Genomic DNA, 13,135 nt, shown 5'->3' on the forward strand with positions numbered 1-13,135 from the left:
GGATTTTTCTCTCAATTCATGTTGCCTGAAATTATCCATAAAAGAATGGTTTAACTCAAAACAAAAGGCAAATCCTTTTATTGGATTTGCCTTATCTAAAGGGAATATAATCGATACCCTGCTATTGTATAGTAAATCAGCAGCAAGTTACCCTCTTCTGGCGCCTCTTCCCCCACGCTTGGATTCAGTGTGACGCTTTAGAGAAGATAACCGATCTTCACTATCCTTTAAGAACCTTGCCATTTTCATTTCAAAGTTTTCTTTAGGAGCCCGATGGCTGTCGTTCGATCTGCCTTGACCATGACGTGGACGTCCAGAGTGTCCTCCTCTTGAATCGCCTCTATCGTTTCTCACCGGTCTTTCCGGTCTCGCAGGTCTTTCTGGTTTATCTACTGCTTTTTTAATTGAAAGACCAATCTTTCCATCCTTTTCCACATTAATAACCTTGACTTCGACTACATCGCCGACTTTCAAATGGTCATTAATATCCTTGACATAGTTATCTGCAACCTCACTAATGTGAACAAGCCCGGTTGAGCCTTCCGGCAGCTCCACAAACGCTCCAAAATTAGTAATTCCTGTTACCTTTCCCTGTAACTTGCTGCCTACTTCGATTGACATAAAAAGAAATTTCCTCCTTAAAAATATGCAAAATCATACTTATATTATATTATACAAAATAGAAAGAAAGAGTGCAATACAACCTCAATCGGATGATTTTTCCACTTCCTGCTTTTTCGTTTCCGGCAGTGTGAAGATAATTTCATTGTCCTCAGAAAGGAAGTATTCACTTCTAGCCAATTTGGCGATGTATTCATCATCCTGTAATTTCGTTATCTCTTCTTTTAGTAGCTCTTCTTCATGTTGATAGGTGGAAAGCTGTTTCTCCAGCTGTTCTTTCTCCTCCGCCTTTTCTGCCAGCACCGAGTTTTGAGAAATGAGTGTCGAGATCATCAAATAGGATATGATAATAGCAAGCCCAAAAAATAAAGTCAACCTTCTGTATAGGACCTTTTTCCGTCTTGCTACACTGATTTGACTCTCCTCTTGCTGCAATGCATAGTTTGTTTGAAGTTTAGCAATATTCCGTTCCTTAACGGCACCCACTTCCGCAACCCTCCTTACTTATTGCCCTTTTTCCATTTTGCGAACACTTTAATTATAGTATTCTTTATTGTTCTAAATTTTCCTGCCAATTCATTATATAACTTCTCGACGGAATTTTTAAGAGGTTTGGGGAATAGTTTCCAAAAAAGTAACAAAATCCACTTTATTGGCTTGATTAAGATACTTATCAGAACTACAGTACATTTCCAGATGGTTTTAAGCAAAGCTAATAGACCCTTGCCAATCATGATAATCGTTGTGATGAGCATGCTGATAAGCGTCAGGATAGGGTTGTATATAAAAATGCGGAATAGCTTCACAATGAAATGACATACAGAAATAACGAACGAAATGAGCCATTCCAAACACTTTAAGTAAAGCTTTTTACATAGGCTTTGATATGCAGCAAAGCCACATAAAAGGGCTAGAAAAATATAGAATCGTAATTCTCCCTGGTTTACATGAAATAATACATAAAAAATGAATAAACCTTGAAAGATCCAAAATAAAATATCATTGATAAAGATAAGCCAGCTCTTTCTTTTTCTTCTCTGTAGAAAGCGATTATAGGTATCCAGAGCGGCTCCAAAATAAGTCCCCATGCCGATCATAGCCAGCATAGTCATGAACTGAGTCGTTAATGTCATCGAAATAACTTGCTAAAGAAGCCTTTAGCCTTATCTCCATGATGTTCATCAATGTAAACCAGATCAAATACCTTTCCCTTGATGGATACAACCCCTTTATCTACATCGAGGTTTTTCATTTGTAGGTTTTCCCCTTTAATAGCTAAAAATCCCATAACCGTTTCTAATAAAAATTCCTCGTTATCAAAGCTTTCCACCTGTTTAACGCCCGTAATATCCAGCAATCTTCTGCCTCTCATAATCACATCATGCTCCTGGACAGTTCCTTTAGCTGTATTATTATCATAAAATTGATTCATTCCCATCCCTCACAATCATTTTGTACAACCTTTTTGTACATGTTTATGAAAGATAAGAGGATTTAGAACATGAACTCTATCGTTAACAAAGGGAAAGCGGTTTGCCTAAATTAGCAAACCGCTTTCTAGCTTAAAATTCCTCAGGAATTCTTTCATCCTTAATCGTCGTGTACATACTAGCTGCTTCTTCTTTCCTTGTTGTTTCCTGTAGCTTTTCAATTTTGACCGTTACAACCCTTTGTCCAAAACGGACCGTAAGCTCATCACCCACTTTGACATTTGTGCTGGCTTTAGCTTGGATGCCGTTAATCGTAATACGTCCCTGATCAGAGACCTCCTTAGCTAAGGTCCGCCGTTTTATTAGTCTTGATACCTTTAAAAATTTGTCTAAACGCATGGTTACACTCCCTTATCATAGTCCGGCTTTTTTCGCTTCTTCCCAGAAACGATCAAGCTCCTCCAACTGGTAATCTGTAAATGGCCTGTTGCTCTCTGACACCTTTTTCTCTATATATTGAAAGCGGCGAATAAATTTCTGATTTGTCATGAATAACGCTTCATCAGGGTTAATATCATAGAAGCGAGCAATATTCACAAATGCAAAGAGAATATCTCCAAATTCCTTGATAGCCTGCTCATCACGGCCTTGATTTATCTCCTCTTCAAATTCGCCGATTTCTTCCTTCAGCTTTTCCCATGCACCGCTGACATCCGGCCAATCAAAGCCCACCTTTGCTGCCTTTCTCTGCAGCTCAAAGGAACGAAGAAGCGTCGGCAGGGAGGTTCCTACCTCGCCCAGGATGGATTGAAGCTGTTCACCCTTTTCCTCCTGTTTAATTTCCTGCCAATTCTTCACGACATCCTCTGCTGTCTCAGCTATTTTATCGCCAAAAACATGTGGATGACGGCGGACCATTTTAGCTGCCAGTCCTTCAATGACATCATCGATGGAAAAATATCCATCATCCTCGCCGATTTGGGCATGTAAAAGGACTTGCAATAGGACATCTCCCAGCTCTTCAATTAAATGGTCAATATCCTTTTCCTGAATCGCCTCAATTACTTCATAAGCTTCTTCTATCAAATACTTCTTCAAGGATTCATGGGTTTGCTTTAAATCCCAAGGACAGCCATTCGGTCCCCTCAATTCAGCAATAATCCCTCGCAGTTTACTAAAATCTTTATATAACATGGCTTCATCGGTCACAGGCGGAATATAGACAGAGGTCAAATTACTTAGCTCTGTTTCACGATCTAGCTCGACAAGTGGAACCTTCCGAATGCTTTCCTCTTTACTTCCGGCTGCGGTCACTATGTAAACATTATAATCATAGGGAAGTCTCTCCATAAAGGTAAGCTTAACATTGGAGGCCATAAAGGAATCATAGACCTGACCGATAAGCATATGTTGCCGAAGCTGAAGCTCCTCCAGCTTTAAATCGGTAGCATCCAATAGCTGAAAGCCTTCAATCGGATCAAGCTGCAGAGCCGCAAAAATATCATCAAGAAAGCTTTGTCCGCCTATTACCTCCATGGCAATACCCGTTTGTTTACCTCTGCTCAGTAATAGCTGAACGGTTCTTTCCGCTACAAGCGGATGACCAGGTACACCATATATCAGTTCTTCATAGCCCTCCATCGAGAGTAAGGTTTCACAAATCTCTTCATAAACCGCTTCAAACTGTTCATTTTTTTCATAGACACTGTCAAAGGACTGATATTGGAATCCCTCTTTTTCTAATTCAGAGACAACAGGATGCTCCTTTGTCCTTAAAAAAACAGGCTTTCCACTTTTAAGCAGTTTATAGACACCTAATGGAAGCTGGTCTAAATCACCGGCACCAAGACCGACAATATACATTTTCTTCATATTTTTATTCTCTCCTTCTTCTCTTAGGTAAGAACAGGGTAAGCTTACTTCCAAACGGTAGTAAGGAAAGCTCATTTACTTTAAATATATTTGACCTAAGAATGATCAGCAAATACAAGAATCCCCCCAGTACGACAGCGCTTAATGCTTGAATACTAGCTGTGAGCCTGTCTGAAGGATTCAGCTGATACGTAAAGTCTGTCAAATATAAATACAGATTCAATACAATCAGCATGCTGAAGCCTGCAGCAATCATCACCATATAGAAGCGTTTATTAATAATGAATTCTCCCATAATTGTATGCAGCTTTATTATAAATACGATTAAAATCACCGATAAAGAGGCAACAGATGCAATGGCTGCTCCCATTGTCCCGAGCTGCGGAACCAGCATGTGGTTTAAGATATATTTACACAAGAATCCCACAAGAATCGTCACGGCTGGAAATATGGTATGACCTAATCCCTGGAGTATGGCTGTAATAGTCATAATAATAGAGCCCAGCAGGATCAAAGTTCCAAGGACAGCCAGTACATCTGAACCCTCTGAATTCTCAAATAGCATCCTATTTGTCGGCTTTATAATGCCCCATAACCCCATTGTTGCCCCTACCCCGATCAATATACTTGATTTAAGGGCCAACTCTATCTTCTCCTTTAGGACTTGGGCATTGTTTAGCAGCCTTTCCTTCGTAATAAGCGGAACTAACGATAAGCTCATCGATGTTGCCACAACCGTCCCAAGCTGGATAAGAGGCTGTCCGCGGTCATACACACCCTTTAATTCCTTTGCCTGCTGACTTCCTGTACCTGCCTCAACCAAAAGGGAGTACAAATTTAATGAATCGGCCAATTGAAGCAGAATGAGCAGCATACTGCTTATACAAATAGGAAGAGCGTATAGAATAAAAGCTTTAATTATTCTACCGCTTTGCTGAAATATGCCCGACTTATGTAATCCTTCTCGATTCCTTATCCGAAGCCAAAATAATATTAAAATAAGCGCTGCAGTTAAACCGCCTGTAATGGAGCCTATCACCGCTCCACTACCGACGGTATAAAGCGAATACTGAAAATGAACAAGGTAAACAGCAGAGACCAATATCGTCATCACTCTAATCAATTGCTCGCCCACCTGCGAAACAGCAGTAGGGAGCATATAGCCAGAGCCTTGAAAGAAGCCTCTAAACAAAGAGATAGCCGGCATGATTAAAAAAACAACCGCATTTAATTGCAATAACCGGGCAAGCTGAGGATCCTTCATATAGTTCGCTAGCCAATTCGCCCCTGAAAAGAGGATCACAAAACAAAGGAATCCAAACCCGCATAAAAATGACAACGAGACAAAGAATAGCTGCCTGAGGTTACCTTGTTCCTTCTTCATGATTTCTTCGGCATATAATTTGGATATGACTACCGGGAATCCATATGTCGACAAGACAACCGCTATTCCATAAAAGGGATAAACCTGCTGGTAAATATAAAACCCAACATCCCCGACAATATTTTGAAAGGGAATTCGATAGAAGGCACTTAGTATTTTTGTAAAAAGTGCACCAACAGTTAAAATAAGTGTTCCTCTAAATAGATATTTTCCTTGGTCCTTGGGCTGCATGGCCCGTCTCCTTCCAAAATCAAATTCGCCTTGGAGAATTTGAGCCCGGACTATTTTCTAGCATGTCCGATAAACTTCCTTCAAAAAATCCGTGGCATCCGCCGGAGGCTCAACTTCATTTACAGAATGAAGTTGAATTCGACAGTAATTATAGCATAATTTCCCTTTAAGGAGCGCTCACATTGATACCATAAAAAAGAAGCAGCTATACGGCTGCCTCTTTTGTAAAACACTTATGTTCATGTTATGATTCCATTTGTCTAGCCAAAAACCCGGCTGCTGTTTCAACAGCCTTTTGCTCCACTTCACCAAGCGACCCTTCCTTTGAGAAGATAATAACAGCCCCAATCGGGTCGCCATTGGCGATAATAGGTCCAATTGTATAGGAGGAAATTTCCTCGTTGTTACCATCTACAAGCGTGGTTTCACCAGCCTGATTCATGAGGACTGAGGTACGCTCCTCCATCGTTTTTTCGACAAGATTGCTTATATTTTTATTTAAGTAGTCCTTCTTAGAACCACCGGCTGTTGCAATAAAACTATCTCTATCACAAATAAGAACAGGATTTCCTAAACTATCGTATAAAGCTTCAGCATACTCTTTTGCAAAGTCACCTAATTCACTAATCGGGGAATATTTCTTCAAAATCACTTCTCCATCACGATCCACAAAGATTTCCAATGGGTCACCTTCACGAATACGTAATGTTCTGCGAATTTCCTTCGGAATAACTACACGACCTAAATCATCGATTCGACGAACAATACCAGTTGCTTTCATCCAACGTTGCCTCTCTTTCATCTGATGATTTTTTGCATGTGGCAATGATTCATATTCCTCAATATGTAACCTTCGCCATATTTGAACTTAGTATCTTTCATCTGGAAAGTTCTATACACTTACAATGACTTTTTCTTGACATGGTAAAACATTCCATACTAAGTTGAAAAATCAGATGAATGTTGGCTTTCGTCTATTTATAACACAGATGGTGCATTATCCTCTTTTATTTCATGCATTCCCTGCAGGATTTCAAAGATCGCATTTAACCACATTTCTAAGGCTGTTTTCTTGACATGAAGGACCATTTTTAACTTATTGCCTTCCATCCCGAGGCCAACCATTCTGCCGTATTGATTGGTGAGCTGAAAGACCTTATGGCCGTCAATAGAACTACTCTTCTCCTCCGATAAAAGGATTGTAACTTCATCTTTGACTTGTTTAATGGATTCTACACCTACTAATAGAGCAAAAACTTTAATTTCTGCAATTAAAAATAGATAGGATACTTCAACCGGATATTCTCCAAAGCGGTCAATCATCTCATCCTGAAGCTCTTTCACATCATCAAGGTCGCTGATGCCGCGGAAGCGTTTATACATTTCAATTTTTTGCTGGCCATCTGCAATATAGGAATCCGGAATATAGGCGTCAATATCCAAATCAATTTCAACTGTCTGACGCTTCACTTCCTCCGTATTGCCTCTTCTTTCTTCGATTGCTTCTTTTAGCATTTGCGAGTAGAGGTCAAAACCTACTGAGTCAATAAAGCCATGCTGCTGGGCACCTAAAAGATTACCTGCTCCACGGATGGATAAATCACGCATCGCAATTTTAAAGCCTGAACCAAGCTCTGTAAATTCCTTAATTGCCTGCAGACGACGTTCCGCCACTTCCGTAAGAACCTTATCCTTCCGATACGTGAAATATGCATAGGCTACCCGGTTTGAACGGCCTACTCGTCCCCTGAGCTGATAAAGCTGAGAAAGTCCCATTTTATCGGCATCATTGACAATCAACGTATTCACATTCGGAATATCTACCCCTGTTTCAATAATGGTCGTGCTAACAAGTACGTCGCTTTCGCCCTCTAAAAAGCTGAGCATGACAGATTCCAGCTCGTTCTCACTCATTTGGCCATGAGCATAGGTTACCTTAGCATCCGGCACAAGCATAGAAATTTCCTCTGCCTTCCTCTCGATATCTTCGACTCGATTATATAGAAAATACACCTGTCCATCCCTTGCAAGCTCACGCTCAATTGCTTCTCTAACCAAGGCACCATTGTATTCCATTACATAGGTTTGGACTGGAAAGCGATTTTCCGGCGGTGTCTCAATAACCGACAAATCCCTAACACCAAGCATCGACATATGAAGGGTTCTTGGAATTGGTGTTGCGGTTAACGTCAGAACATCTACATTCGTCTTCAGCTTTTTTATCTTTTCTTTATGGCTGACACCAAAACGCTGTTCTTCATCAATAATTAGCAAGCCTAAATCATGGTATTGGACTTCCTTCGATAATAGTCGATGGGTTCCTACTACGACATCAACGGTTCCATTTTTTAGCCCTTTAATCGTTTCCGTTTGCTGCTTTCTAGTCCTAAAGCGGCTCAGAAGACCAATTTTCACAGGATAATCCTGAAACCTTTCCAGCATGGTTTGATAATGCTGCTGGGCTAAAATCGTGGTTGGTACAAGAATAGCCACCTGTTTGCCATCTGCAACTGCCTTAAAGGCAGCACGAATCGCTACTTCTGTTTTCCCATAGCCAACGTCACCGCAAAGAAGACGGTCCATCGGCCGTTCCTTTTCCATATCCTTTTTAATTTCCAGAATCGAACGAAGTTGGTCCTCTGTCTCCTGATATGGGAAGGATGATTCAAATTCACGCTGTAAATCACCATCAGGACTAAAAGCATAGCCAACAGCGGCTTCACGCTCTGCATAGAGCTTGATTAAATCCTCGGCAATATCTTCAACAGAGGATTGAACCTTTTTCTTCACCTTTTTCCAGTCACTGCCGCCTAATTTATAGATCTTCGGCTCTTTTCCCTCTGAGCCAACATACTTTTGCACCAGGTTGATTTGGTCAACAGGCACATAGAGCTTATCACTGCCTTGATAACGGATATGCAAATAGTCTTTATGAACGCCATTAATCACAAGGGTCTCTATACCTAAGTATTTTCCAATTCCATGATTAACATGGACAACATGATCGCCTACCTTTAATTCAGAGTAGCTTTTAATTCTTTCTGCGTTAGAAAGCTTTTGGCGGCGCGCTGTTCGCTTTGCCCGTTTTGTAAAGAGCTCTTCCTCAGTTACAACGGCTACCTTTTGCAGGGGCAGCTCAAAGCCTGTGAGAAGATCCCCCCGTACAATCTGAATCTTACCACTTTGAAATCGATCATCCGGATTGGAAACGACTGCATCAATCTCATAATCTGACAGGATTCTTTCAAGCCTGTTAACCCGCTCTTCATCTGAGCCCAAAAAAACGACTGAGTAATGATTTTTCACCCAGCGCTCAGCTTCGCCCTTTAATACATTCATTTGCCCATGAAAGTTTTGCATCTGCTTACAGGTCATATTCATAATGTTTTGTGGGTTTGTATTTGGCACATGGCGTAGAAAAAGGGATAAATAGACAATCGAGTGCCTAGATCGAGACGTTAATTCTGCTAATTGATGAGACATTTTAATACCATGAATGATATTTCCCTCACTTAGGAGACCTGTATACCATTCTGCCTCTTCCTTTTCCAGCGACTCATTCATTTCCTGAACTCTACTGATTTCATCGATAAAGAAAATAGCATTAGGATCGCAATAGTCTACTAGACTACTAGCATAGTCATAGACAAGCGAAGAATATTTAAAAAGCTGTTCAGGCTTTTGTTTATTTCTCAGTCTTTCAAGCTCGTAGCCAATATTCTGGACAAGCTGCGTCTTGACCTTTTCATCTTTAACCTTTTTTATACTGTCCTTTAAGCCATTCTCAAGCTTTTCGACTAAATTGGCATATTGTGTATCCTGCAGTGGAATTTCTGTTGCAGGTCCAATCGTTACCTCCGCCAGTTTATCAATCGAGCGTTGATCCTCTAAGGAAAAAGTACGGATGGAATCAACTTCGGTATCAAATAGCTCGAACCGGATTGGGTTCGCTTCTGTTAATGGAAAAATATCAATAATTCCGCCTCTTACGCTAAATTCACCCGGAGCCGCAATCATATCCGTTCGTACATAGCCCATTTCAACAAACTGAATAAGCTGTTCATCAATATTGATTTCGTCACCGACTCGAACATTTAATTGATACTGCTTCCATATGCCAGGTGGCGGGACAAGCTTCCGCAGCCCGGCGATTGGAACAATAACAATACTCTTCTTCTTATTACTTAATTGATTTAGGACCTCTATCCGTTGTGCGCGTAATTCCGGGCTGGCGACACTAATCTCTGCTCCAATGAGTTCGTTTGCAGGATATAAAAATACCTCCTCTTCACCAACCACCGAAACAAGATCATCAAACAGCTTTTGGGCCTGTAATAAATTATGAGTGGCAATAAGGATTTGCCTTTTCGTCTTTTCATAAACAGAAGCAATAAACAACGTTCTAGCTGAACCAGACAGCCCTGCAACCAGCTGCTCATGGAGGCCCGCATCGATACCTTCAATGACGTTTCCTATATCCTCCTGTTGATTAAAAAGCCTCTTTAGTCCTAACATCGCAGCCCCTCCCTCCAATTTTGATCCCGTTCACACCCTCCGAATTTTTCGTTTGGCCTGATTAGATCTTTTATTGATACTATATTTTTATTTCAAAGCTATTTTTTTGTGATTTAAGTAAATAGAAAAATGCTTTGGAGTATGTTCCAAAGCTTTTAATGGATTAAGAAGTCATTTTGATAATATTCGGGGTTTTTTTCAAGTGATTCTTGACAATCTTCACAAATGGATTTGATTTGGATATCACCTTTTGAATTATAGGTTACCATATCCTGTCTTTCCTCGTCAGATAGTGTATGTAAACCGAGCCGCTGTGAATCAACAGCCACTTGATCAAGAGACCCAAGCTTGACTCCACAATGTCGACAATGGTAATGAATAGCCATTCCTTACCTCCTAATAACGTTCTATTACTTATTTATCCTAGTCGTTATTATTGCCAAATATTGCAGAAATCATTCGATTAATTATACGTATTCATCACTTGTAAAAAAGGCTTCTTAATCCATTCCCGACAGGCAGCAACACTTTGCTCTACTGCCTCCTGAACCTGCTCTTGCTCCTCCTTTGTAAAACGACCAAGAACATAATCAGTAATGGACATTCCATTGGATGGGCGGTTAATCCCTACCCGGATTCGATTAAATTCCTGTGTTCCGAGATGAGCAATAGTTGACTTAATCCCATTATGGCCGCCGGCACTTCCCTTTTGACGAAGACGTATTTTGCCAACTGGCAGGTCCATGTCATCGTATATCACAAGAAGGTCATCTATATCGATTTGAAAATAGTCCATCATCGCACCGATTGATTCACCTGATAGATTCATGTAGGTTAAGGGTTTTAATAAGAAGACCTTCTCACCATCTATCATGGCCTTACCGTATATCCCCTTAAACTTAGCCTGGTCAAGAGAAATATGCAGGCTCTCTGCTAAGGCATCCATTACCTCAAAGCCAATATTATGCCTCGTTTTGTCATACTGTTTCCCCGGGTTGCCTAAACCGACAATCAGCTTCATATTTCCCACCCTCTGCACAAAATAATTACAGCAAACCTTATTTATTATAGTAGAGTTACTTAAAAAAAGTGATGATTATAGGATATGAAGGAAGATACAGATGAATAAAAGCGTGGTGTAATCTTTAGGAGAGTATAGAGAGGCTGTCCAAAGGGGCAGTCAGCCTCCATAAAGAAGCCCCCCTTCAATTCCAACAACCTCTGAATATTTCAATAGACAAAGATATTGTCCAATAGTTCTCCTTTATTCTTCAGCGCTATTTGCTGGAGTTTCCTCCAAATTATCATGCGGCGCATCACTCTGCTTTTCACCTGTATCAATAACCTCTTCCTGACGCGGAGCAAGAATAGAACAAATTACCTCGTCCTCTTCATGATTAAAGGTAATCGAAGCATAAGCTCCCTTTATATCCGCGATGGTCACCTTTTCTTCAACCTGTAAATTGGTTACATCGACATCAATAGACTGTGGAATATTGGTTGGAGTGGCTGTCACGGAAACCTCATGTAAGGATTGCTGCATGACACCGCCTTCCTTTACACCAGCAGCATCGCCTATTAATGTCACTCTTACATTCGCATTCAACTCTGTTGCCATATCAACAGCACGAAAATCAACATGAACCAAAACGTTTTTTAACGGGTCTGCCTGATAATCTGTCAATATAACATTTTGTTTGTTCCCGTCAACATCTAAAGAAATAATTCCGTTTCTTCCTACATCCCTGATTGTCTTAATGAGATCCTTTTCACTTAAATAGATAGACTTATTCTCCGTTTTCGACCCATAAATCACACCCGGAATATTCCCTTCCTTCCGAATGCTTTTTAAAACGGAATGACGAAGAACCTTTCGTTCCTTTGCTTGTAAAACTGAACTCATATTGATTGTCCCCTTCCAATGTTTTAGATCTTTTAGTTCTTTAATAAAAATTCCCTAAAACAGGAAGGTCTAAACATGAAAATAGAAAAGAAATAGGCTATTGATTTTACCTATTACTAAATAGTTTAAATTTTCAAAACAAAACATTCAAGCAAAACCTGCTGCATCTGCCGAAAATTACATATAAGGCTTGCCGAATAGCAAGCCTTATAGCTAGTTATTAGTCAAATAAAATACTTACAGATTGTTCTTCATGAACACGAATGATTGCTTCTGCTAGTAAGGACGCAACAGAAAGGTTTTGGATTTTGCTAATTCTTTTTTCTTCTGGAAGAGAAATAGAATTTGTCACAACAAGCTCTTTAATCTTTGAATTCTCAATTCTTTCAATTGCTGGACCAGATAGTACCGGATGCGTACAGCAGGCATATACTTCTGTAGCGCCGCTTTCCACTAAGGCGTTAGCTGCTAGCGTAATCGTACCAGCTGTATCAATAATATCATCAATTAAGATACAAACCTTGCCTTCAACATTACCGACAATGTTCATAACCTCTGCCACATTCGGTCTTGGACGACGTTTATCGATAATAGCAATCGGCGCTTTTAGACGGTCAGCTAATTTTCTAGCCCGTACCACGCCGCCGTGGTCTGGAGATACAACAACAACGTCACCGTTGTATTCACGATTTTGGAAATGCTCAGCTAAAATCGGTACACCCATTAAGTGATCAATTGGAATATCAAAAAATCCTTGAATTTGCGGTGCATGAAGGTCTAAAGTGATGACACGTGTTGCACCTGCAGTTTCAATCAGGTTTGCTACTAATTTAGCCGTAATGGGCTCACGTGCACGTGCTTTACGATCCTGACGGGCATATCCATAATATGGCATCACAACATTAATCGTTTTAGCTGATGCTCGCTTTAAAGCATCAATCATGATTAATAGCTCCATTAAGTGCTCATTAATTGGCGTGTTTGTTGATTGAATCACAAACACATCACAGCCGCGAATACTCTCTTCAATGTTGATCTGGATCTCTCCGTCACTGAATCGGGAAACCGAACATTTTCCAAGTTCAACGCCAATTACCTCTGCAATTTGACTAGCAAGCTCCCGATTTGAGTTTAAAGAAAATACTTTTAAATTAGGGTCCAAATACTGATTAGACATGG

Annotated in this window: 13 protein-coding genes; all 13 read right to left on the minus strand. The window is 40.4% G+C overall.

Features of this window, described 5'->3' with window-relative positions:
- Positions 1 to 147 precede the first annotated feature (147 nt).
- A complete protein-coding gene (locus tag BQ5321_RS02455) occupies positions 148 to 621 on the minus strand; it encodes a S1 domain-containing RNA-binding protein (protein ID WP_071393058.1) in 474 nt (157 codons plus the stop codon).
- A gap of 84 nt (positions 622 to 705) precedes the next feature.
- Complete coding sequence (locus BQ5321_RS02460; RefSeq protein WP_071393059.1) at positions 706 to 1,107, minus strand: FtsB family cell division protein; 402 nt, start codon at positions 1,105 to 1,107, stop codon at positions 706 to 708.
- A gap of 14 nt (positions 1,108 to 1,121) precedes the next feature.
- Positions 1,122 to 1,754: a spore cortex biosynthesis protein YabQ gene (yabQ, locus tag BQ5321_RS02465; protein WP_071393060.1), complete on the minus strand. Its 633-nt coding sequence runs from the start codon at positions 1,752 to 1,754 to the stop codon at positions 1,122 to 1,124.
- Positions 1,751 to 2,053, minus strand: coding sequence for a sporulation protein YabP (gene yabP, locus BQ5321_RS02470; RefSeq protein ID WP_071393061.1), 303 nt, complete (start codon positions 2,051 to 2,053; stop codon positions 1,751 to 1,753). Before yabP ends, yabQ begins: the two co-directional genes overlap by 4 nt.
- A 130-nt stretch (positions 2,054 to 2,183) precedes the next feature.
- Positions 2,184 to 2,450: an RNA-binding S4 domain-containing protein gene (locus BQ5321_RS02475; RefSeq protein ID WP_071393062.1), complete on the minus strand. Its 267-nt coding sequence runs from the start codon at positions 2,448 to 2,450 to the stop codon at positions 2,184 to 2,186.
- A gap of 15 nt (positions 2,451 to 2,465) precedes the next feature.
- A complete protein-coding gene (gene yabN / locus BQ5321_RS02480; protein WP_071393063.1) occupies positions 2,466 to 3,923 on the minus strand; it encodes a bifunctional methyltransferase/pyrophosphohydrolase YabN in 1,458 nt (485 codons plus the stop codon).
- A 4-nt stretch (positions 3,924 to 3,927) separates the two neighbouring features.
- Positions 3,928 to 5,538, minus strand: coding sequence for a putative polysaccharide biosynthesis protein (locus BQ5321_RS02485; RefSeq protein WP_071393064.1), 1,611 nt, complete (start codon positions 5,536 to 5,538; stop codon positions 3,928 to 3,930).
- A 244-nt stretch (positions 5,539 to 5,782) separates the two neighbouring features.
- Positions 5,783 to 6,319 (minus strand): stage V sporulation protein T, encoded by a 537-nt coding sequence (gene spoVT, locus BQ5321_RS02490; protein WP_071393065.1) that lies wholly within the window; start codon positions 6,317 to 6,319, stop codon positions 5,783 to 5,785.
- Positions 6,320 to 6,516: 197 nt separating this feature from the next.
- Entirely contained in the window at positions 6,517 to 10,053 is a 3,537-nt protein-coding gene (gene mfd / locus BQ5321_RS02495; RefSeq protein ID WP_071393066.1) for a transcription-repair coupling factor, read from the minus strand.
- A gap of 155 nt (positions 10,054 to 10,208) precedes the next feature.
- Complete coding sequence (locus BQ5321_RS02500; RefSeq protein ID WP_071393067.1) at positions 10,209 to 10,439, minus strand: anti-sigma-F factor Fin; 231 nt, start codon at positions 10,437 to 10,439, stop codon at positions 10,209 to 10,211.
- Between the two features lie 77 nt (positions 10,440 to 10,516).
- A complete protein-coding gene (gene pth, locus BQ5321_RS02505; RefSeq protein ID WP_071393068.1) occupies positions 10,517 to 11,074 on the minus strand; it encodes an aminoacyl-tRNA hydrolase in 558 nt (185 codons plus the stop codon).
- Positions 11,075 to 11,317: 243 nt separating this feature from the next.
- The gene (locus BQ5321_RS02510) at positions 11,318 to 11,956 is read right to left on the minus strand and encodes a 50S ribosomal protein L25/general stress protein Ctc (protein WP_071393069.1); all 639 of its coding nucleotides are present in this window, start codon (positions 11,954 to 11,956) and stop codon (positions 11,318 to 11,320) included.
- Positions 11,957 to 12,176: 220 nt separating this feature from the next.
- On the minus strand, positions 12,177 to 13,133 hold the full coding sequence (locus tag BQ5321_RS02515) for a ribose-phosphate diphosphokinase (RefSeq protein WP_071393070.1): 957 nt from the start codon (positions 13,131 to 13,133) through the stop codon (positions 12,177 to 12,179).
- Between the last annotated feature and the right edge of the window lie 2 nt (positions 13,134 to 13,135).

The organism is Bacillus tuaregi (assembly GCF_900104575.1).
GTDB lineage: Bacteria > Bacillota > Bacilli > Bacillales > Cytobacillaceae > Bacillus_BD > Bacillus_BD tuaregi.

Excerpts from the sequence above, each read along its gene's own strand:
- BQ5321_RS02455 (WP_071393058.1), bottom strand. The coding sequence starts at position 621 with ATGTCAATCGAAGTAGGCAGCAAGTTACAGGGAAAGGTAACAGGAATT.
- yabQ (WP_071393060.1), bottom strand. The coding sequence starts at position 1,754 with ATGACATTAACGACTCAGTTCATGACTATGCTGGCTATGATCGGCATG.
- yabP (WP_071393061.1), bottom strand. The coding sequence starts at position 2,053 with ATGAATCAATTTTATGATAATAATACAGCTAAAGGAACTGTCCAGGAG.
- BQ5321_RS02475 (WP_071393062.1), bottom strand. The coding sequence starts at position 2,450 with ATGCGTTTAGACAAATTTTTAAAGGTATCAAGACTAATAAAACGGCGG.
- yabN (WP_071393063.1), bottom strand. The coding sequence starts at position 3,923 with ATGAAGAAAATGTATATTGTCGGTCTTGGTGCCGGTGATTTAGACCAG.
- BQ5321_RS02485 (WP_071393064.1), bottom strand. The coding sequence starts at position 5,538 with ATGCAGCCCAAGGACCAAGGAAAATATCTATTTAGAGGAACACTTATT.
- spoVT (WP_071393065.1), bottom strand. The coding sequence starts at position 6,319 with ATGAAAGCAACTGGTATTGTTCGTCGAATCGATGATTTAGGTCGTGTA.
- mfd (WP_071393066.1), bottom strand. The coding sequence starts at position 10,053 with ATGTTAGGACTAAAGAGGCTTTTTAATCAACAGGAGGATATAGGAAAC.
- BQ5321_RS02500 (WP_071393067.1), bottom strand. The coding sequence starts at position 10,439 with ATGGCTATTCATTACCATTGTCGACATTGTGGAGTCAAGCTTGGGTCT.
- pth (WP_071393068.1), bottom strand. The coding sequence starts at position 11,074 with ATGAAGCTGATTGTCGGTTTAGGCAACCCGGGGAAACAGTATGACAAA.
- BQ5321_RS02510 (WP_071393069.1), bottom strand. The coding sequence starts at position 11,956 with ATGAGTTCAGTTTTACAAGCAAAGGAACGAAAGGTTCTTCGTCATTCC.
- BQ5321_RS02515 (WP_071393070.1), bottom strand. The coding sequence starts at position 13,133 with ATGTCTAATCAGTATTTGGACCCTAATTTAAAAGTATTTTCTTTAAAC.